The organism is Pseudomonas purpurea (assembly GCF_039908635.1).
Lineage (GTDB): Bacteria > Pseudomonadota > Gammaproteobacteria > Pseudomonadales > Pseudomonadaceae > Aquipseudomonas > Aquipseudomonas purpurea.
The window spans coordinates 5740222-5759613 of sequence record NZ_CP150918.1 but is presented as its reverse complement, the minus strand read 5'-3'; the positions used below and the strand labels follow the sequence as shown (position 1 = coordinate 5759613).

Annotated in this window: 18 protein-coding genes; all 18 read left to right on the top strand. The window is 62.8% G+C overall.

Annotated elements, in window-relative coordinates; translation table 11 throughout:
- Positions 1–28 precede the first annotated feature (28 nt).
- The 18 genes from AABM54_RS26105 to AABM54_RS26020 all read left to right on the top strand — a co-directional run bounded on the left by AABM54_RS26105 (position 29) and on the right by AABM54_RS26020 (position 19373).
- On the top strand, positions 29–322 hold the full coding sequence (locus AABM54_RS26105) for a hypothetical protein (RefSeq protein ID WP_347902760.1): 294 nt from the start codon (positions 29–31) through the stop codon (positions 320–322).
- Positions 319–705: a hypothetical protein gene (locus AABM54_RS26100; protein WP_347902759.1), complete on the top strand. Its 387-nt coding sequence runs from the start codon at positions 319–321 to the stop codon at positions 703–705. The genes AABM54_RS26105 and AABM54_RS26100 overlap by 4 nt, the downstream gene beginning before the upstream one ends.
- Complete coding sequence (locus AABM54_RS26095; protein ID WP_347902758.1) at positions 702–1097, top strand: hypothetical protein; 396 nt, start codon at positions 702–704, stop codon at positions 1095–1097. Before AABM54_RS26100 ends, AABM54_RS26095 begins: the two co-directional genes overlap by 4 nt.
- Positions 1094–1315, top strand: coding sequence for a hypothetical protein (locus AABM54_RS26090; RefSeq protein ID WP_347902757.1), 222 nt, complete (start codon positions 1094–1096; stop codon positions 1313–1315). The genes AABM54_RS26095 and AABM54_RS26090 overlap by 4 nt, the downstream gene beginning before the upstream one ends.
- The gene (locus AABM54_RS26085) at positions 1312–2280 is read left to right on the top strand and encodes a hypothetical protein (protein WP_347902756.1); all 969 of its coding nucleotides are present in this window, start codon (positions 1312–1314) and stop codon (positions 2278–2280) included. Before AABM54_RS26090 ends, AABM54_RS26085 begins: the two co-directional genes overlap by 4 nt.
- Positions 2273–2701, top strand: coding sequence for a hypothetical protein (locus AABM54_RS26080; RefSeq protein ID WP_347902755.1), 429 nt, complete (start codon positions 2273–2275; stop codon positions 2699–2701). The genes AABM54_RS26085 and AABM54_RS26080 overlap by 8 nt, the downstream gene beginning before the upstream one ends.
- A gap of 75 nt (positions 2702–2776) precedes the next feature.
- Positions 2777–4564 (top strand): type VI secretion system baseplate subunit TssF, encoded by a 1788-nt coding sequence (gene tssF / locus AABM54_RS26075; RefSeq protein WP_347902754.1) that lies wholly within the window; start codon positions 2777–2779, stop codon positions 4562–4564.
- Positions 4528–5535 (top strand): type VI secretion system baseplate subunit TssG, encoded by a 1008-nt coding sequence (gene tssG, locus AABM54_RS26070; RefSeq protein ID WP_347902753.1) that lies wholly within the window; start codon positions 4528–4530, stop codon positions 5533–5535. Before tssF ends, tssG begins: the two co-directional genes overlap by 37 nt.
- A 13-nt stretch (positions 5536–5548) precedes the next feature.
- Positions 5549–8203 carry a type VI secretion system ATPase TssH gene (gene tssH / locus AABM54_RS26065; RefSeq protein ID WP_347902752.1) on the top strand — a complete coding sequence of 885 codons (2655 nt, stop codon included), beginning with the start codon at positions 5549–5551 and terminating at the stop codon, positions 8201–8203.
- 10 nt (positions 8204–8213) lie between these two features.
- Positions 8214–9731, top strand: a complete 1518-nt coding sequence (locus tag AABM54_RS26060) for a sigma 54-interacting transcriptional regulator (protein WP_347902751.1) — start codon at positions 8214–8216, stop codon at positions 9729–9731.
- 270 nt (positions 9732–10001) lie between these two features.
- Positions 10002–10142 (top strand): type VI secretion protein, encoded by a 141-nt coding sequence (locus AABM54_RS26055; protein WP_092276060.1) that lies wholly within the window; start codon positions 10002–10004, stop codon positions 10140–10142.
- 18 nt (positions 10143–10160) lie between these two features.
- On the top strand, positions 10161–11360 hold the full coding sequence (gene tagH, locus AABM54_RS26050) for a type VI secretion system-associated FHA domain protein TagH (protein WP_347902750.1): 1200 nt from the start codon (positions 10161–10163) through the stop codon (positions 11358–11360).
- A 5-nt stretch (positions 11361–11365) separates the two neighbouring features.
- Entirely contained in the window at positions 11366–11863 is a 498-nt protein-coding gene (tssJ, locus tag AABM54_RS26045; RefSeq protein WP_347902749.1) for a type VI secretion system lipoprotein TssJ, read from the top strand.
- Between the two features lie 2 nt (positions 11864–11865).
- Positions 11866–13197, top strand: a complete 1332-nt coding sequence (tssK, locus tag AABM54_RS26040) for a type VI secretion system baseplate subunit TssK (RefSeq protein ID WP_347902748.1) — start codon at positions 11866–11868, stop codon at positions 13195–13197.
- Positions 13198–13202: 5 nt separating this feature from the next.
- The gene (icmH, locus tag AABM54_RS26035; protein WP_347902747.1) at positions 13203–14072 is read left to right on the top strand and encodes a type IVB secretion system protein IcmH/DotU; all 870 of its coding nucleotides are present in this window, start codon (positions 13203–13205) and stop codon (positions 14070–14072) included.
- Between the two features lie 14 nt (positions 14073–14086).
- Complete coding sequence (tssM, locus tag AABM54_RS26030) at positions 14087–17626, top strand: type VI secretion system membrane subunit TssM (protein WP_347902746.1); 3540 nt, start codon at positions 14087–14089, stop codon at positions 17624–17626.
- Positions 17626–18354: a PP2C family serine/threonine-protein phosphatase gene (locus tag AABM54_RS26025; protein ID WP_347902745.1), complete on the top strand. Its 729-nt coding sequence runs from the start codon at positions 17626–17628 to the stop codon at positions 18352–18354. Before tssM ends, AABM54_RS26025 begins: the two co-directional genes overlap by 1 nt.
- Positions 18351–19373 carry a serine/threonine-protein kinase gene (locus tag AABM54_RS26020; protein ID WP_347902744.1) on the top strand — a complete coding sequence of 341 codons (1023 nt, stop codon included), beginning with the start codon at positions 18351–18353 and terminating at the stop codon, positions 19371–19373. The genes AABM54_RS26025 and AABM54_RS26020 overlap by 4 nt, the downstream gene beginning before the upstream one ends.
- The last annotated feature ends 19 nt before the right edge of the window (positions 19374–19392 follow it).

The window sequence follows — 19392 nt, the reverse complement described above, 5'->3', positions numbered from 1 at the left end:
AATGAGGTTGCGCCCGACCCTTTGGCCAATGACCGCTCTCGTAGCGGTTTTGGCGTTCCTGGCCTGGACGACGCCAGTGGTTTCCAACGCCTTGATGCTGCTCATGGACCGGGTGAATTTCATCCCCGCAGAGTCATCGATCTGGACCTTCGAACCCTATGAAATCAACCAGGGATCGAGCTCTTGGTGGGTCTATGGCAAGGACGCGCAACACTATTACTACTTTAGCTACGAACCGGATGCCCCTTATCTCGCGTTCGCCAAGACAACCGAGTGCGCAGGCTTCGACTCGCGTGACTTCCGCACATGGTGCACGCGATGAAGGGGCTCGGTGTGGCATGGAAGTGGTTGCGCCACTTCCTCAGTGTGGTCGGGGCGCTGGCGATCATTCTTGGCGGGGTGTTTCTCGGCGGTGCGAGCTTCGACAAGCCTGCACCACGGGTGTTGGCCGATCACCCCAAGGCTGAATGGCTGGGGGCCGAGGACGGCGGGTATTACGTGGAGATCACCCGGTCCAACCCACCGGATTACTGGGTGCAGGTGCGCTATGAAAGCGGAAGTCTGCTGAGCGAGGGCTGGATTCGTTATGGAACCCAAAGCGGTACGCCCCTGACGGTGTCCCAGATCAGCAGTGCCGACATCAAAGAAATCTCGGTCACGGCGTATCTGCCCATTACCAAGAACAAAGGAGATCGCCGGCAGTGAGCGTTAGAACATTCATGCAGATGTCGTTGGCGGTGGGCGGCGCGTTACTGGCGGGTTGCACCACACAGCTGACCTACAACAACGACATTGTTCTCGTAAACACCTGTGGGGTGCCGCTGGAGATCGAGTCCCATGGCAGCAGCAATTTTTTGCCGCCAATACCTGCGCATGTCATCGCGCCGGGCGAGCGCGCCTATGTGGCCAGTTACCTGTCCTACGGCGAAGACGTGAGCCCGCAAATCACCTGTAGCTACTGGTTGACCGTCAAAGGGCCTGAACGAACCCGCACCGTGACCGCTGACGAACTGCGTTACGCCGTGGCCAAGGTCAAACGGGAAAAGAACGGCCGCTTACGCAGCTGGAGCATCGTCGACGGGTCATTTTGCCCATGATCACCCTGCCGGACGAACTGCGCTTTTACCTGATGGTGGTGGCCGACAGCATTCTGTTCGGTGGCCTCGCGTTCCTGAGCCTGCTGCTGATCGTCAGCGGTCTGAGTCGCACCTTACGCGAATCGTGGTTGCACCGCGGCCTGACCTTCATGGTGCTGGCGACACTCATTGCCATGGAACTGGTCGGTTCCTGGTACGCCAATGTGAGTCCGGCATGAACCCCGTGGCCCGAATTCTTTGCAGCGTGCTTATCCACAGTCTTTTCTGTGTCGGTTACGTGCTTCTCAACAACTGGGTGGCGGACACCTACAGCGCGATCAACGGCGGCTTGACCTCCCGTGGCGTGAATATTCGCCTGACCAGCAAGTTTTTGTTCGAGTTGTTTCTGGTGGTCAACCTGCTGATCGCCCTGTTACCGAACCTCAAGGCCAAGCTGGGGCTATGGGCGGCGATGGTGCTGCTGATTCCGTTGTGGCTGCTGCCGCACCATCCGCTGCGAACGTTGTTTTATGGCCTCGGGCAGGGCACGTTCACCTTGATGGCGATTGTGCTGAGCGTCGGGCTGGACCGGTGGTGGAAGCGCAGAGCGGCGCCCCCGAAACCAACCGGGCTTGCACAGGAGTTGCAGGAGATTGCCGAGTACTTCCCGCTCGGCGGCCACGCTCCCGGCGGTGGCTATCCGTGGGTGCGTGCGTTGGACTCGGTAGGCCTTGGGGCTTATCAGATGGCCTTCATGCCGTGCGCCGACAGCCTTGCCCGGTTGCACCGGTTGATCGAGCGCGAAGGCTTCGTCAGCGAAGTGGCGCACACCGAGCGATTCCGCACGCTGAAGAAAGCTCATGGCGCGGTGGTGTCGTTGCGCGAATACGACGAATTCAATGCACGGGTGGTGATTCTGGTCACCAACAGCCTGGCGCTGGTCGAAGCCGTGCGCGACCTGCCGATCACGCCGCCCGGACCGTGGGTGGTGTTTCCGGAAGTCGACCCGAGTGAGTTGCTTGGCCTGCAAGGCAGCCTTGAGTGGTGGTGGGACGTCTATTGGCAGCCGTTCTGGGAAAACCTCGACGAACCCGCGCAGCAGGCGTTTTTCCAGCAGAGCGGGGCGCCTCAGGCCTGGGTCGAGTTTTTCGAGCGGCGTGAAGTAGTGGGCGCCGCGCTTGAGTTGCGGTGTCGCCATGCTTAGTGCCGGTCAACGGTGGTTCTTCAGGGTTGCCCTGTGGCTTCCGCTCGTGTTGTTGCTGGGGGCGATGCTGGGCGAGTGGCTGGACGGTAGCGCCCAGCGGCTGGATACACGGCAGGTGGTGATGATTTGCGTGTTCGCGTTCGGCCCGCTGGCGTACCTGGTGTTTGCCGTGTGGGCAACGCGCTCGTTGAACGGGCGGACCGAGAAACAAGTACTGCGCAGCGTATGGCTGGCCCCGCTGTTGTTCATCCCTTTTTATGCCGGGGCATGGGTGTTGTATGGCGTGGTCACCCTGTTGACGGGGGACCTGGTCGGTTTCGGGATGATGGTCATGTGGGTGGTACTTTTGCCGTATCTGCTCATCGCCGGCTATTTCATTTCAGGGCTGACGGTTGCGCTCTACTGGACGTTTTATCGATGAGTTTCGCTCCCTTGAATACAGCCGCACGCATGGACGTGGCGGGCTCAACAGCAACCCGAATCAGGCAGGTAACCCGTGTCCTTTAATCACTACTACCAAAGCGAACTCACCGCGCTGCGCCAGTTGGGTCGCCGCTTCGCCGAACGTAGTCCGGCGCTGGCCCCTTTCCTGGGTCAGGCCGGGCGTGACCCGGACGTCGAGCGCCTGCTGGAGGGTTTCGCGTTCCTGACCGGACGCCTGCGCCAGAAGCTCGACGACGAATTGCCGGAGCTCAGTCACTCGCTGATGCACCTGCTGTGGCCCAACTACATGCGCCCGCTGCCGGCGTTCAGTATCTTGCAGTTCGACCCGCTCAAGCGTTCCGGCCCGGCCCTGCGCGTAGAGCGCGATACACCGGTGGAGAGCGTGCCGATCGATGACGTGCGCTGCCGCTTCCGCACCTGCTACCCGACCGAAGTCCTGCCACTGGACCTGACCGCGCTGACCTACTCGGTCAAGGGCGACGGTTCGCTGTTGAGCCTGCGCCTGGACATGGCCTGCGACGGCCACATCGGTGAACTGGACCTCAGCCGCTTGCGCCTGCACCTGGCTGGCGAGCGCTACATCAGCCAGATGCTTTACCTCAGCCTGCTGCGCAACCTTGCGGGCATCGAACTGATCCCGCTGGACGGTTCGGGCAAGCCGCTCAATGGCGTCAACGGCATGCCGATGGCGTTCAAAATGCCGGGCGACCGCGTGCAGCCGGTGGGTTTTGCCGAAGAAGAGGCACTGATCCCGTACCCGCTGAATACCTTCCGTGGCTACCGCTACTTGCAGGAATACTTCGCCTTCCAGGACAAGTTCCTGTTCGTCGACCTGACCGGCCTGGACCTGCTCAAGGCCTTGCCCGAGGACACCCTCAAGCAGATGCGTGGCCTGGAATTGCGCTTCGACATCCGCAAGAGCGGCATCCAGCGGCTGCGCCCGACCCTGGACAACGTGAAGCTCTACTGCACGCCGATCGTCAACCTGTTCGAACACGACGCGCTGCCGATTCGCCTGGACGGCAAACAGGACGAGTACCTGCTGCTGCCGGCCGAGTTCGACCTGGAAAACTGCGGCGTGTTCTCCGTTGAAGGCGTGACCGGATGGAAGCCCGGCGGCCTCGGTTATCAGGAATACGTGCCGTTCGAATCTTTCGAGCACGACCCGAGTTTCGACGTGCCGCAAAGCCGTCCGCATTACAGCATCCGCCAGCGTTCCTCGTTGCTGCACGATGGCCTCGATACCTACCTGAGCTTCGGCATTCGTCACACCGAAGCCCATGAAACCCTGTCGATCGAGCTGATGTGCACCAACCAGAACCTGCCGCGTCGCCTCAAGCTGGGCGACATCTGTATGGCCTGCGAAGAGACGCCGGAGTTCCTCAGTTTCCGCAACATCACCCCGGCCACGTCGAGTTTTGCGCCGCCGCTGAACCGTGACTTCCTCTGGAAGCTGATCAGCAACATGTCGCTCAACTACCTGTCGCTGGCCAACGTCGACGCGCTCAAGGTGATCCTCGAAACCTACGACTTGCCGCGCTACTACGACCAACACGCCGAGAAGGTCAGCAAGCGTTTGCTGGGCGGGCTCAAGTCGATCCGTCACCAGCATGTCGACCGTTTGCATCGCGGTTTGCCGCTGCGCGGGTTGCGCACCGAGCTGACCATCGACCCGGAAGGCTACATCGGCGAAGGCGACCTGTTCGTGTTCGCCTCGGTTCTTAACGAGTTTTTCGCGCTTTACGCCAGTCTCAATTCGTACCACGAGCTGCGGGTAAAAAGCACACAGGGAGAGGTGTACCAATGGACACCACGTATGGGCCTGCAGCCCCTGCTTTAAGCGGGCTGAGCCGGGTAATACGCGAGTACTCGCTGTTTCAGGGCGTGCTGCTGGTCATCGACCGGCTGCGCGAGGCGCACCCGTTCCTGAGCGAAGAGGACCTGTACGACCAGCTGGAATTCCAGGCCAACCCGAGCCTGGGTTTCCCCGGCAGCGACGTCGACCGCGTGGAGTTTTTCGAAGAGCACGGGCAACTGCGCGCGCGCATGCGTTTCAACCTGATCGGCCTGGTCGGTTCCGGCTCGCCGCTGCCGGCGTTCTACGGCGAACAGGCCCTGGGCGACAGCGAGGACGGCAACCCGACGCGCAACTTCTTCGATCTGTTCCATCATCGCCTGCAACGCCTGATGCTGCCGATCTGGCGCAAGTACCGCTACCGCGCCAGCTTCCAGAGCGGCGCCCTCGACCCGTTTTCCTCTCAGCTGTTTGCGCTGATCGGGCTGGGCGGCGAAGACATTCGCCGGGCCAAGGAACTGAACTGGAAACGCTTGCTGCCATACCTGGGCCTGTTGAGTTTGCGGGCGCACTCGGCGGCATTGATCGAAGCCGTGTTGCGGTACTACTTCAAACACGCGGAGCTGACCATCGAGCAGTGCATCGAGCGCCGCGTGGAAATCCTCGAAGAGCAGCGCAACTGCCTCGGTCGCGCTAATAGCCAGCTCGGTGAAGACCTGGTGCTGGGTGAGCGGGTGCGCGACCGCAGCGGCAAGTTCCGGATTCACATCCGCGAACTCGACTGGCAGCGCTTCCACGAATTCCTGCCAATCGGTTTCGGCTACCAGCCGCTTTGCGCGCTGGTGCGGTTCACCCTGCGTGATCCGCTCGATTACGACATTCGCCTGGTTCTGCGCCAGGAAGAAATCCGCGAACTGCGCATCGGTGAGCAGAACGCCTGTCGCCTGGGATGGACCAGTTGGCTGGGCCGCGAAAAAGCGGACGGCGTGGTGACTCTGGGCAGCAAAATTCATTAAGGATGTGAGACCTATGATCAACGTAGACCTGCAACAACTGATCCAGGCGCTGGACGCCGAAACCCGTCGCGACCTGGAAAGTTCTGCCGAACGCTGCGTCGCGCGCGGCGGCAGCAAGATCCTCGTCGAAGACCTGCTGCTAGGCTTGCTGGAGCGTCCGCAAGGCTTGCTCGCACGCGCGTTGCAGGACGCTGAAGTGGACGCCGGTGAACTGAGCGCGGCCCTGCAATCGCGGGTCGAGCACAGCGCCTCGCGCAACCCGGTGTTCGCCCCGGAGCTGGTGCAGTGGCTGCAAGATGCGTTGCTGGTGGCCAACCTTGAACTGGGCCAGAGCCAGGTCGAACAGGCTGCGTTGATCCTCGCCCTGCTGCGCAACCCGATGCGTTATGCCGGTAGCCGCTACCAGCCATTGCTGGCGAAATTGAACATTGACCGGCTGAAAGATTTCGCCCTGTCGCAGAAGGAAGAACCGGCCACCGGCAAACCCGCCGTGCCGGGCGAATCCCTGCTGCAACGCTTCACCCACAACCTGACCCAACAGGCCCGCGACGGCAAACTCGACCCGGTGCTGTGCCGCGATGGCGCGATCCGTCAGATGGTCGACATCCTCGCCCGTCGGCGCAAAAACAACCCGATCGTGGTCGGTGAAGCCGGTGTCGGCAAAACCGCCATCGTCGAAGGCCTGGCCTCGCGCATTGCTGCCGGTGAAGTGCCGCAAGTGCTCAAGGGTGTTGAGCTGCTGTCGCTGGACATGGGCCTGCTGCAAGCAGGCGCCAGCGTCAAAGGTGAATTCGAACGTCGCCTCAAGGGTGTGATCGACGAAGTCAAAGCCTCGCCGAAACCGATCATCCTGTTTATCGACGAAGCCCACACCCTGATCGGTGCCGGTGGCAACGCCGGTGGTTCGGACGCCGCCAACCTGCTTAAACCGGCCCTGGCCCGTGGCGAATTGCGCACCATCGCCGCCACCACGTGGGCGGAATACAAAAAATACTTCGAAAAAGATCCGGCCCTGGCCCGTCGCTTCCAGCCGGTTCAGTTGCACGAACCGACCGTCAGCGAAGCGGTGACCATCCTGCGTGGCCTGGCTCAGGTGTACGAGAAGAGCCACGGCATCTACCTGCGTGATGACGCGGTGGTCGCGGCGGCGGAGTTGTCCGCTCGTTACCTGGCCGGTCGGCAGCTGCCGGACAAAGCCGTCGACGTCCTCGACACCGCGTGCGCCCGCGTACGCATCAGCCTGGCCGCCGCTCCGGAAAGCCTGGAACGCCTGCGCGGTGAACTGGCCGAAGGTGGCCGTCAGCGTCAGGCCCTGCGCCGCGACGCCGAAGCCGGTTTGCTGATTGATCACGAAGCGCTGGACGCGCTGGAAGATCGCCTGGCCGCCGCCGAAGACGAAATGGTCGCCCTGGAAACCCTCTGGACCGAGCAGAAGGAACTGGCCGAGCGCCTGCTGGAGCTGCGTCAGCAACTGGCCAAGGCCCGTGAAGCCGCCGCCGTTGAACCGACCGTGACCGTGGAAGAAGACGCCGAAGGCACGGTCATCGAAACCCTGGAAACACCGGTCGATGAAGCGCACAGCGTCGAGACGCTGGAAGCCGCGCTGAACGAAACCCACCGCGCCCTGACCGATGCCCAGGTCAAGGAACGCCTGGTGAGTTTCGAGGTGTGCCCGCGTCTGGTTGCCGAAGTGATCAGCGCCTGGACCGGCGTGCCGTTGGCGCAACTGGCCCGTGAGCACAACGCCAAGGTTGCGAGCTTCGCCACTGATTTGCGCACCCGCATTCGCGGTCAGGAGCAAGCCGTCCACGCCCTCGACCGTTCGATGCGTGCCACCGCGGCTGGCCTGAACAAACCCGATGCACCGGTGGGCGTGTTCCTGCTGGTGGGGCCAAGCGGCGTCGGCAAGACCGAAACCGCGTTGGCATTGGCCGACCTGCTGTACGGCGGTGATCGTTTCATCACCACCATCAACATGTCCGAATTCCAGGAGAAGCACACCGTTTCGCGCTTGATCGGCGCACCGCCGGGCTACGTCGGTTACGGCGAGGGTGGCATGCTCACCGAAGCCGTGCGCCAGAAACCGTACTCGGTGGTGCTGCTCGACGAAGTCGAAAAAGCCGACCCGGACGTGCTGAACCTGTTCTATCAGATCTTCGACAAAGGCGTGGCCAACGACGGCGAAGGGCGTGAAATCGACTTCCGCAACACGCTGATCCTGATGACCTCGAACCTGGGCAGCGACCGCATCAGTGATCTGTGTGAAAACGGTGCGCGTCCCACCGCCGAAGTGCTCGAAGAAACCATTCGCCCGGTGCTCAGCAAGCACTTCAAACCGGCGCTGCTGGCGCGTATGCGCGTGGTCCCGTACTACCCGGTGGGCGGCCCGGTGCTGCGCGAGCTGATCGAAATCAAACTGGGCCGGTTGGGCGAACGCCTGAACCGTCGTCAGCTGGACTTCACGTACTGCCAGAACCTGGTCGATCACCTGGCCGAACGCTGCACCCAAAGCGACAGCGGCGCACGCCTGATCGACCACTTGCTCGACCTGCACGTGCTGCCGTTGGTGGCCGACCGTTTGCTCGATGCCATGGCCACTGGTGAAAGCCTCAAGCGCGTGCATGCGACGCTCGACGGCGACGCTAGCGTGACGTGCGAGTTCGCGTGAGGTGTCACTGATGTTCACTCGCGTGGCGCAGCCGCTGATTTATGCCGAAGCCTTGCTGGCGCAGTTCGCCAGCCTGTCGCGCGCGGCTGACGGCGCGGCGCTGCTCGGTGATTTTGTGCGCGCCGTGTGCGAGCTCAGCGGTTGCGAGTTGAGCCAGTTGTACTTGCTCGACGCGACCCACACTTGCCTGGGTTTGAACGCCGAATGCTTGCAGGGTGTGTTGCAGCCACGCGAGGCCGCGAGCCTGCCGGCGGACTACAACGGTGAACAACTGTTGCAGTTTTCGTTGTGCCAGAACCGCGTGCTGAGCCTGAACGAATTGAGCGGCAGCCTGCACGAAACCAGTTTCCTGCCGACCCAAAGCACGCCATGGCAATCGCTGCTGTGTGTGCCGTTGGTCAACGCGCAGCAGGCGGTGGTCGGGCTGTTGTTGTGCGCCAGCCGTGAACACGTCGAGCTGCAAGGCTTTGCCGATTCGCTGGGGCAACTGGGCTCGTTCGTGCTCGGTCAGTTGCACTTGCTGCACCGCTTGCGCCGGCCGGTGGGGGAAGTCGTGCCGATTTCCACCAGCGTGCCGAGCGCCAGCGGTTACGGGCTGATTGGCAAGAGCGCCGCGATGCGCGACACCTGTCGCCTGATCAGCAAAGTGCTGCACAGCCCGTACACCGTGCTGCTGCGCGGCGAGACCGGCACCGGCAAGGAAGTGGTGGCCCGCGCGATCCACGATTGCGGGCCGCGTCGCTCCCAGGCGTTCATCGTGCAGAACTGCGCGGCGTTCCCGGAGAACCTGCTGGAAAGCGAGTTGTTCGGCTACCGCAAAGGCGCCTTCACCGGCGCCGACCGCGACCGCGCCGGGCTGTTCGATGCGGCCAATGGCGGCACCCTGTTGCTGGATGAAATCGGTGACATGCCGCTGTCGTTGCAAGCCAAGTTGCTGCGGGTGTTGCAGGAAGGCGAGATTCGTCCGTTGGGTTCCAACGACACCCACAAGATCGACGTGCGCATCATCGCCGCCACTCACCGCGACTTGGCGGTGCTGGTCAGCGAAGGCAAGTTCCGCGAGGACCTGTATTACCGCCTCGCGCAGTTCCCCATCGAGTTGCCGCCCCTGCGTCAGCGCGACGGCGACATCCTTGACCTGGCCCGGCACTTTGCCGACAAGGCCTGCACGTTCCTGCAACGCGATGCGGTGCGCTGGTCCGATGCGGCGCTCGATCACCTGTCCGGTTATGCCTTCCCCGGCAACGTGCGGGAGCTCAAGGGCCTGGTCGAACGCGCCGTGCTGCTGTGCGAGGGCGGCGAGTTGCTGGCCGAGCATTTCTCGTTGCGCGTCGATGTCGTGCCGGAAGACAGCAGCCTGAACCTGCGCGAACGCCTGGAACAGGTCGAGCGCAGCCTGTTGCTCGATTGCCTGCGCAAGAACGACGGCAATCAAACGCTGGCGGCCCGCGAACTGGGCTTGCCGCGCCGAACCCTGCTCTACCGCCTAGGGCGCCTGAACATCAATTTGGGTGACTTCGATGGTTAACCCAATGTTGAGCCACGCACGACCTGTGGCGAGGGAGCTTGCTCCCGCTCGGCTGCGTAGCAGTCGTAGTCAAGCCAACACGGTCTGCCTTAGTAAACGGGGCAGCCAGTTTTTGGGCTGCTTCGCAGCCCAGCGGGAGCAAGCTCCCTCGCCACAGGGGTTTGCGTCAAGGCCCCGGGTTAGAGCGTTTGGCTTCACCCCAATCAATTTCGATAGCGCCGCCCGAACGGGTCGGCGCTTTGTGCATTTCCTGATCATGGAGACCCTCTGATGCCTGTACGTCACTGGCAAGCTGTCCTGCTGACCCTCGTCGTTCTATGCGGCCTCGGTGGCTGTAGCGGCAATTACAAATTCAACGACAACACCTATCGCCCACTGGGTGATCCGCAGGCGGTCAATCGCGGCAAGTGACCGCAAGGAGCGACATCAATGGAACTGGTTTTCGAAATGCTGAACACCAAGCAATTCGTGCCTACCGATCTGTGCCAGAAGACCTTCAAACAGGCTGGCGGCGTGATCGGGCGGGGCGAGGATTGCGACTGGATCATTCCGGACCGTAAACGCCACCTGTCCAACCATCACGCGCTGATCAGCTACCGTGAGGGCACGTTCTACCTGACCGATACCAGCAGCAACGGTATCCAGGACAGCGAAAGCGGCGCGCGCCTGCGCAAGGGTGAAGCGCAGCGCATCGAACACGGCAGCGTTTATGTGCTCGGGGACTTCGAAATCCGTGCACGGCTGGTCCGCGATCCGGCAGCGTTCGAGGCTGAAGTCGGCCGTCCGCAAGCGGCGGGCAGCATCATTCCTGACGATGCGTTCCTCGACCTCGACCCGCTCAACGCCCTCGATCAGCAAGAGCGCGTGTACTCGGAAATCGACGAGCTGGGCGCCCTCAACGCGCCGCGCCAGGAACCCCGTCAGCGTGCCGACTATGCGCGCATCGACATGGAAAGCCTGATGGTGCCGGAGCTGATTGACGCCCCGGCGCCCGTGGTTCCTGCCCCCGCGCCCAAAGCGCCGGAGCGTCAGAGCGAAGGTTTCTGGGAACACTTTGGCGACGCCCTGGGCGTGGACCTCAAGGGCCTCGACCACGAGAGCCGCGAAGCCCTGGCGATCAACGCCGCACGTTTGCTCAAGCAAAGCGTGGGCGGTTTGCAGCAGAGCTTGCGCACCCGCTCGGAGCTGAAAAACGAACTGCGTCTGGCGCTCACCACCGGCCAGGCCACCAGCAAGAACCCGCTGAAATTCGCCGTCGATGCCGGTGAAGCGCTGGGCATTCTGTTGCAGGGCAACAAGCCCGGCCAGTTGCCGGCCGAACAGGCGATCTCGCGTGCGTTCCGCGATTTGCAGGCGCATCAGGTCGCGTTGCTCACCGCCAGCCGTGCGGCGGTGCGCGGGACCCTGGAGCATTTCTCGCCACAGCAACTGACCCTGCGTTTCGAGCGCGACGGCAACAAGCCGTTGATCGCCACCTCGGGCAGCCGCTGGAGAGCCTACGGCCGTTACCACCAGGCGCTGCGTCAGGACGATGACTGGAGCGAGCGCTTGCTGGCGCGCGATTTCGCCCAGGCCTACGAAGAACAGATCCGCCTGATCTCCACCCTCCACACCGACCACCAAGGATGATGCGCATGTCTCGCTGCTCGACCGCTTTTTTCAAGACGCTGACTGCGCTCACCGCCCTGGTGCTGCTGGCCGGTTGCTCGTCGATGTCGCCGTATTCCACCATGACCAAACTGAACCTCAAGCTGACCGCCAGCGATCAGCTGAACCCGGACCTCAACGGTCGGCCGTCGCCGATTGTCGTGCGGCTGATGGAACTCAAGCACCCGGTGGCCTTCGAAAACGCTGATTTCTTCAGCCTGTACGAACGCGCCAAGGACTCGTTGTCGCCAGACCTGGTGGCCAGCGAAGAGATGGAGTTGCGCCCGGGCGAAACCGTCGAACTCAAGCTCAGCGTGGAAGAGGGCAGCCGCTTCGTCGGCGTGCTCGCGGCCTATCGCGACCTGCCTGAAAGCCAATGGCGCTACGTGGTGCAACTTACCCCGGTCGAGCTGACCGAGGCCGAGCTGACCCTCGACCAGACCGGCATTCGCCCCACCCACGCAACGATCGCCAAGGCTGACTGAACATGAACGTGCATAAAGTCATTTGGCAGGAAGGCATGCTGCTGCGTCCGCAGCATTTCCAGCACAACGATCGCTACTACGACAACCAGATGAAAACCCGCACTCAGTTGCTGGGCAGTTACACCTGGGGGTTCCTGGGGCTGGAGATCGACTTGCAGTTCCTCAACATGGGCAAACTGGTGATCAGCCAGGCCTCGGGGATTCTGCCGGACGGCAGCCTGTTCGAACTGGGTGGCAACACCGAGCCGCTGGCGCTGGACGTACCGCCGAACACCGGTAACACACCGATCTACCTGGCGTTGCCGCTGGTGACCGGTAATCACATCGAGTCCCGCCGCCCCGAGCAGTCCGACGTGCTGGCGCGTTACACCGCGTACGAAGCGGAAGTCGCCGACTCCAACGCCGGTGACGACTCCAGCAGCCAGGTCAGTTGCGCCCGTCCGGACTTCCGCTTGCTGCTCGGCGAGCAACAGAGCGACCAGGCCTACGTGAAACTCAAGGTCTGTGAAGTCCTCGACACCACGCCCGACGGCGTAATCAGCCTCGACCCGGACTTCGTCCCGACCTACATTCACGCGCACGCTTCGGGCTATTTGCTGTCGTGCCTGAAAGAAGTCATCAGCATGCTCGGTCACCGGGGCGACACCATTGCCGACCGGATTCGTTCCAACGGCAAGGTCGGTGGCGCGGAAGTCGGCGACTTCATGATGCTGCAACTGATCAACCGTACCGAGCTGGTCCTGCGCCATTTCCTGGGCCTGGAACAGGTTCACCCCGAAGAGCTGTACCGCACGCTGCTGTCGATGCTGGGCGATCTGGCGACCTTCGCCAGCGACAGCAAACGCCCGCGTCTGGACAGCCGTTACCAGCACAGCGACCAGGGCGCGAGCTTCCGTAAATTGATGGAGGCGATCCGTCAGGTGCTGTCGATGGTGCTCGAACAGCACGCCATCGAACTGGTGCTGCAAGCCCGTCAGTACGGGATCACCGTTTCGCCGCTGCACGACCACAAACTGTTGGGCTCGGCCTCGTTCGTGCTCGCCGCCAGCGCCAACTGCGACTCCGAGGAGCTGCGTCATCGCTTGCCGGCGCACCTCAAGGTCGGCCCGGTGGAGCGCATTCGTCAGTTGGTCAACCTGCACCTGCCGGGCATCAAGGTCAAACCCTTGCCGGTGGCGCCGCGCCAGATCCCGTTCCACTCCAACAAAACCTATTTCATCCTCGAACTCAGTTCCGAAGACCTGGCGCAACTGGAGCGTTCCGGCGGCTTCGCGTTCCACGTGTCCGGCGAATTCGCCGAGCTTGAACTGAAATTCTGGGCCATCAGGAACTGACCGACATGATGAAGGACATGGATCACAACCAGGATGACAAGACCGTCCTCCTTGATCGCCAGGGCCAGGGCCCCGCTTCGAGCCCGCTGACCGACTTCGCCGCACCGCCGCGTTTCGAGCAGTTGGAAGAACGGATGATCTACGCTGCCCGCCTGCGTCCGGCGGAAGCGTTCAACATCAGCCTGAACTCGCTGGTGGCGGCGTCCTCCGAGCTGCTCTCGGAAGTGGTGCGGCTCAAGCACAGCGAAACCCGAGAAGACATGCACGCGCTCAACGAGCGCCTGACCTCCGGGCTGAAACTCTTTGAAGTGCGCGCCTTGCACAATGGCGCCGAGAGCAGCCAGGTGATGGCCGCCCGCTACGTACTCTGCACCGTGGTCGATGAAGCGGTGGTGACCACGCCGTGGGGCAACGAAAGCGAGTGGTCGCAGATGAGCCTGCTCAGCAGCTTCCACAACGAAACCTTCGGCGGCGAGAAGTTCTTCCAGTTGCTCGATCGGCTGTCGAAGAATCCGGTCAAGCACCTGCCGATGCTCGAACTGATGTACCTGTGCCTGTCCCTGGGGTTCGAAGGCAAGTACCGGGTGCAGGCCCGCGGCATGCTCGAACTCGAAGGCATCCGCGACGCCTTGTACCGGCAGATTCGTCAGCTGCGCGGCGACGTGCCGCGTGAACTGTCACCACACTGGGAAGGCCTCAACGACAAGCGTCGCAGCCTGGTGCGCATCGTGCCGTGGTGGATGGTCGCGTTGTTCACCGTGGTGTGCCTGGTGGTGATGTATTCGGGGTTTGCCTGGGTGCTGGGCGAGCAGCGCGAAACCGTTCTGCAACCTTATCAGCAGCTTGATCCGGCAGCGGTTCAGCCGCAGTCGTAAAACAGGGACGTGTGATGAAAAACTTCTTCAAGAAAGTCGGCGCCTTCCTGCGCAAGACGTGGGTCTGGACCCTGCTGCTGGTGCTCTTCGTGGCGCTGCTGGTGTGGTTCGTCGGGCCGCTGCTGGCGGTCAACGATTACAAGTTCTGGGCCGAGTCGACCTCGCGCCTGCTGACCATCAGCGTGCTGTTCCTGATCTGGGGCCTGACCATGGTCTTCGTCAGCTGGCGCGCCGGTGTGCGTAAAAAAGCCGTCGAAGAAAGCGAAGACGGCCAGGAACGCATGCGCCGCGAAGAGATGATCGACGAAGAGCAGAAAGAACTGCGCTCGCGCTTCAAGGACGCTCTGAAAACCCTCAAGACCTCGAGCCTGTATCGGGGCCGCAGCGAACGCTGGCGCAACGATTTGCCGTGGTACTTGCTGATCGGCCCGCAAAGCAGCGGCAAGACCAGCCTGCTGGACTTCTCGGGCCTTGAGTTTCCGATCAACAAGATCGACCGCAAACTGACCCGCGACACCGTCGGCACCCGGCACTGCGACTGGTACTTCGCCGACCACGGCGTGCTGATCGACACCGCCGGGCGTTACCTGACGCAGCCGGACGCCGATGTCGACGGCAGCGCCTGGACCACCTTGCTCAGCCTGTTGCGCAAGCGTCGCCGCAACCGTCCGTTGAACGGCGTACTGGTGACCATTCCGGTGGAAATGCTGCTCAGCGGCAGCGAACAGGACCTGGACACCCTGGCCCGCCAGGTGCGTGCGCGCCTGCAAGAGGTTCACCAGAAACTGCACGTCGATCTGCCGATTTACCTGGTCCTGAGCAAGGCTGACCAGTTGCTCGGTTTTGACGAGTTCTTCGATCAACTGACCCGCGAAGAAAGCGATCAGGTGCTCGGCACCAGTTTCCGTAAAGAGCAAAGCGGTACGGACGTGGCGGTGCTGCGTGCAGAGTTCGAAGAGCTGCTGCGTCGCCTCAACAGCCAGGTGATCATGCGCATGCACCAGGAGCGCGACACCCAGCGCCGTGGCCGCATCCTCGACTTCCCGCATCAACTGGGGCAGATCGGCGAGCGTCTGTGCCTGTTCGTCGACATGGCGTTCACCGGCAACCGTTACCAGCGTGTCAGCCAGTTGCGCGGTTTCTACCTGACCAGCGCACCGCACCTGAGCGAAAAGCTCGACCAGAGCACGGCCGGCATCGGCGCAAGCCTGGGCATCAGCAGCGGCGTATTGCCGACCCTGCGCAATGGCCGCTCGCGCTTCATCCACCATTTGCTCAGCCGCGTGATCTTCCCCGAGGCGGACCTCGCCGGGTTGGACAAACGTGAACGCAGCCGCATCCATTGGGGCCAGCGTGCGTTGTACGTCGGCGCACTGGCGGCGCTGGGCCTGTTCGGCATGTTGTGGGCGACCGGTTTCTCGGCCAACTACGAACGCCTGGAACACCTGCGCTCGTTGGCGCAGACCTGGACTCAGCAACGCTCCGTCCTGACCCCGCGTGATGATTCGATGGCGGTGCTCAAGACCCTCGACACCAGTTACGAAGCGACCAAGGTGTTCCCGCCCAAAGGCGATGTGTCGCTGTATGAACGCGGTGGCCTGTATCAGGGCGAGTCGAGCAACCCGGTGGTCAAGGGCGCCTACGAGCGCGAGCTTGAAACCCAGTTGCTGCCACGGGTCGCGCAAGTGCTTGAAGGGCAGATCCGCTCCAACATGAAAGACCGCGAGCGCCTGCTCAACAGCCTGCGTGCCTACCTGATGCTGAACATGAAGGATCGTCGCGATCCGGCGTGGCTCAAGGATTGGGTTGCCACCGAGTGGTCCCTGCGTTATGCCGGTAACACGGCGGTGCAGAACGGTCTGAACGCGCACCTCGAACGCCTGCTCAAGCAACCGTTTATCTACCCGATCAACGAGACGCTGGTGGCGCAGGCGCGTCAGGTCTTGCGCAGCGAATCCCTGGCCACCGTGGTTTACCGGATCTTGCGTGAACAAGCGCGCAACCTGCCGGAATACCGCCTGAGCCAGCACCTGGGGCCGCAGGGTGGCCTGTTTGTGGGCACCGATTACGTGATCCCGGGTTTCTACACCCAACAGGGTTATCAGCAGTATTTCTCGGTTCAGGGCAGCACATTGGTCACCGATCTGCTGCGTGACAACTGGGTGCTGGGCGAAGGTTCGGGCATCAGCGGCATGGACATGCGTCGCCTGATGGTCGAGCTGGAGCAACTGTACTTCCGCGACTACGCCAACTACTGGAGCGAAGCGGTCGGCCAGGTGGGCCTGCAACCGTTCACCGACGCGCGCGAAGGCGCCGATCAGGTGGCGGGGCTGACGTCCGCCAACTCGCCGATCCTGCAAATGCTGGTCGAGATCCGGGAGAACACCCGCTTCCCGGCTGCCGCTGATCCGGTTGATGAGGCCGGTGATGCCGCCGATGCACTGGCTGGGCAGAAGGGCAAGTTGGGTAAAGTCGGCAAATTGGCGTCTGCCGCGGCGGACAAGGCTTCGGCCATGAACGTCGCCAAGAACCTGCCGGACACCGCGAAGAAATCCCTGCAACGGCGCTTCGAACCGCTGCACCGTTTGCTGGATGACAACAACGGCCCGGCCGCGGACCTGACCCCGGCCCTGCAAGCGCTCAACGACCTGCAACTGCAACTCTCGGGCCTGGCCCGCGCCAGTGCGCCGGAGCAGGCCGCGTTCGAAATGGCCAAGACCCGCATGAGCGGCCAGCGCGATGCGCTGAGCACATTGCGTAACGCGTCGGGCCGCTTGCCGCGTCCGGTCAGCGTGTGGTTCAACGTGCTGGCCGAAGACACCTGGCGCCTGGTGCTCAACGATTCCTATCAGTACCTCAACCAGCGCTACCAGAGCGAGCTGTACAGCTTCTATGGCAAGGCGATCAACAAGCGTTATCCGTTCAGCGCCCACAGCACCAGCGACGTCGCCATCAGCGACTTCCGCGAGTTCTTCAAGGCCCAGGGCATCGCTGATCGTTTCTTTGAAACCTACATGCGTCCGTTTGTGAGCGGCGATCCGGGCAACTACCGTCTGCGCAGCATCGACGGTCACAGCCTGCCGATGTCCAAGGTCTACCTCGACCAAATGGCCGCCGCGCAAGTGATCCGCCAGAGCTTCTTCGCCGAAAACCCGGCCGAGCCGCAGGTGCAGTTCAAACTGGAGCCGTACACCCTGGACCCGGCCGTCAGCCGTTCCGAGTTCCGCTTCGGCAACCAGACCATGGAATACCGCCATGGCCCGATTGTGCCTGTCTCGTTCAAATGGCCGACCGAGGCTGAAGATGGTCGCACCAGCCTGGTCCTCGACAAAATGGCCGGGCGCCCGATCGGCATCGAGAAAAACACCGGGCCGTGGTCGTTGTTCCGTCTGTTCGACCTGATGCAGACCGAGTACCTGACCGGTCGCGACGTGTTGGTGCTGAAAGCAGACCTGGGTGGCCTGCGCGCCAACTACCTGCTGATGAGCCAGCGCACGCCGAACCCGTTCGACATGGGCGTGTTGCGCACCTTCCGTATGCCGGTGCAGCTCTGATGCCGGTTGCCAGTGCCTGGCGCAGCGCGGCGCGTACCGACCCGGGCAAGGTTCGGGCGCGCAACGAAGATGCCTTCCTCGACACCCCGCAACATGGCTTGTGGGTGGTCGCGGACGGCATGGGCGGTCATCAAGGGGGCGACATCGCCAGCCAGTTGATCGTCGCCAGCCTGGCGGATTTGCCGGTCGAAGAGAGCTTCGACGAACGACTCAAGGGCGTGCGCCAGTGCCTGCACTGGCTCAACCGTCGCTTGGGCCAGGAGTTGACCGTCACCGCCGGGCGCCACGACAGCATCATGGGCAGCACCGTGGTGGCGCTGCTGGTGGACGGTAACCGGGCGGCCTGCATTTGGGCCGGCGACAGCCGTTGTTACCTGTGGCGTGGGCAGCGGTTGTATCAGTTGTCCAAGGACCATTCGCTGATGCAGCAACTGGTCGACGAACAACAAATGAGCGTCGAGCAAGCCCGTGCTCATCCGTCCGCCAACGCCCTGACCCGTGCGGTCGGGGCCAGCGAACAGTTGACCCTGGACGTGCTTGAGCTTGAGGTCCATCCCGGTGATGCGTTCCTGTTGTGCAGCGACGGTTTGTATCAGGGCCTGACCAGCGACGCGCTGGGCAACGCCCTGAGCCTGACCGCGCCGCACGTGGCGCTGGACCGTTTGTTCGACGGCGCCTTGCGCGGTTCGGCGCGGGACAACTTGACCGCTGTGGTGATCCGCCAATGAGTGAACACGACCCTGTACTCGACCAACTGTTGGTCAGCGAAGAAGAAGCGGCCAACCTGACTTACTTCGCCTTCGCCAAATCCCATGCGCCGCCGCAGTCCGTGACACCCAGTCGGGCCAGCGTCGGCGAATTGCCGGATGTGCTCGCCGGGCGCTACCGCATCGAGCGCCTGCTCGGTGCCGGTGGCATGGGCGCGGTTTACCGCGCACGGGACCTGCTGCACGAACAGTTCGGTGACCCCGACCCTTACATCGCGCTGAAAATCCTCAGCGAAGAATTTGCCGAATCGCCGGACGCCAGTGCCTTGCTCTACAGCGAGTTCGCCCTGACCCGACGCCTGCGCCACCCGAACGTGTTGCGCTTGCACACCTTCGAAGTGGACACCGAGTGCCAGCGCGCCTTCATCACCATGGAACTGATGCGCGGGCTGACCCTCGACAAACTGCTCTGCGAGCGGCCCTTGGGCCTGCCGTGGAACGAGCTGCGCGACGTTGCGCTGCCGCTGCTTGACGCGTTGGCCTATGCCCACAGTCGTGGCGTGCTGCACGGCGACCTGAAGCCGAGCAACGTGATGCTCAGCGAAGAGGGCGTTCGCCTGTTCGACTTCGGCCTCGGCCAGGCGGAGGAGGGCGTATTGCCCGGTCTTCCGCACCTGAGCCGCAGCCGCTTCAACGCCTGGACCCCAGGCTACGCCGCGCCGGAACTGCTTGAAGGCGCGCCGCTGACTGCCAGTGCCGACCTGTACGCGGTGGCCTGCGTGCTCTACGAATTGGCAGGCGGCAAACACCCGTTCCGCCGCGTGCCGTCGACCCAGGCCCGCGACGAACGCCTGGACCTAGAGCTCAAGGCCCCGCCGCACCTTCCCGCACACTGCTGGCCCGCACTGCGCACCGCGCTGGCCTTCGAGGCGACGCAACGCACCATCACCGCCGCCCAGCTGCATGAAGCATTGGCGCGTGCAGCCATGGGCGCCACTTCGTCCTGGCTGCAACGTCTGCGCAGCAGGCGCAATGGATGACTACCGAACAGGGAGCAAG

What these genes read in the sequence shown, in the direction of transcription:
- AABM54_RS26105 (WP_347902760.1), top strand. Translation starts at nt 29, where the DNA reads ATGACCGCTCTCGTAGCGGTTTTGGCGTTCCTGGCCTGGACGACGCCA.
- AABM54_RS26100 (WP_347902759.1), top strand. Translation starts at nt 319, where the DNA reads ATGAAGGGGCTCGGTGTGGCATGGAAGTGGTTGCGCCACTTCCTCAGT.
- AABM54_RS26090 (WP_347902757.1), top strand. Translation starts at nt 1,094, where the DNA reads ATGATCACCCTGCCGGACGAACTGCGCTTTTACCTGATGGTGGTGGCC.
- AABM54_RS26085 (WP_347902756.1), top strand. Translation starts at nt 1,312, where the DNA reads ATGAACCCCGTGGCCCGAATTCTTTGCAGCGTGCTTATCCACAGTCTT.
- AABM54_RS26080 (WP_347902755.1), top strand. Translation starts at nt 2,273, where the DNA reads ATGCTTAGTGCCGGTCAACGGTGGTTCTTCAGGGTTGCCCTGTGGCTT.
- tssG (WP_347902753.1), top strand. Translation starts at nt 4,528, where the DNA reads ATGGACACCACGTATGGGCCTGCAGCCCCTGCTTTAAGCGGGCTGAGC.
- tssH (WP_347902752.1), top strand. Translation starts at nt 5,549, where the DNA reads ATGATCAACGTAGACCTGCAACAACTGATCCAGGCGCTGGACGCCGAA.
- AABM54_RS26060 (WP_347902751.1), top strand. Translation starts at nt 8,214, where the DNA reads ATGTTCACTCGCGTGGCGCAGCCGCTGATTTATGCCGAAGCCTTGCTG.
- AABM54_RS26055 (WP_092276060.1), top strand. Translation starts at nt 10,002, where the DNA reads ATGCCTGTACGTCACTGGCAAGCTGTCCTGCTGACCCTCGTCGTTCTA.
- tagH (WP_347902750.1), top strand. Translation starts at nt 10,161, where the DNA reads ATGGAACTGGTTTTCGAAATGCTGAACACCAAGCAATTCGTGCCTACC.
- tssJ (WP_347902749.1), top strand. Translation starts at nt 11,366, where the DNA reads ATGTCTCGCTGCTCGACCGCTTTTTTCAAGACGCTGACTGCGCTCACC.
- tssK (WP_347902748.1), top strand. Translation starts at nt 11,866, where the DNA reads ATGAACGTGCATAAAGTCATTTGGCAGGAAGGCATGCTGCTGCGTCCG.
- icmH (WP_347902747.1), top strand. Translation starts at nt 13,203, where the DNA reads ATGATGAAGGACATGGATCACAACCAGGATGACAAGACCGTCCTCCTT.
- tssM (WP_347902746.1), top strand. Translation starts at nt 14,087, where the DNA reads ATGAAAAACTTCTTCAAGAAAGTCGGCGCCTTCCTGCGCAAGACGTGG.
- AABM54_RS26025 (WP_347902745.1), top strand. Translation starts at nt 17,626, where the DNA reads ATGCCGGTTGCCAGTGCCTGGCGCAGCGCGGCGCGTACCGACCCGGGC.
- AABM54_RS26020 (WP_347902744.1), top strand. Translation starts at nt 18,351, where the DNA reads ATGAGTGAACACGACCCTGTACTCGACCAACTGTTGGTCAGCGAAGAA.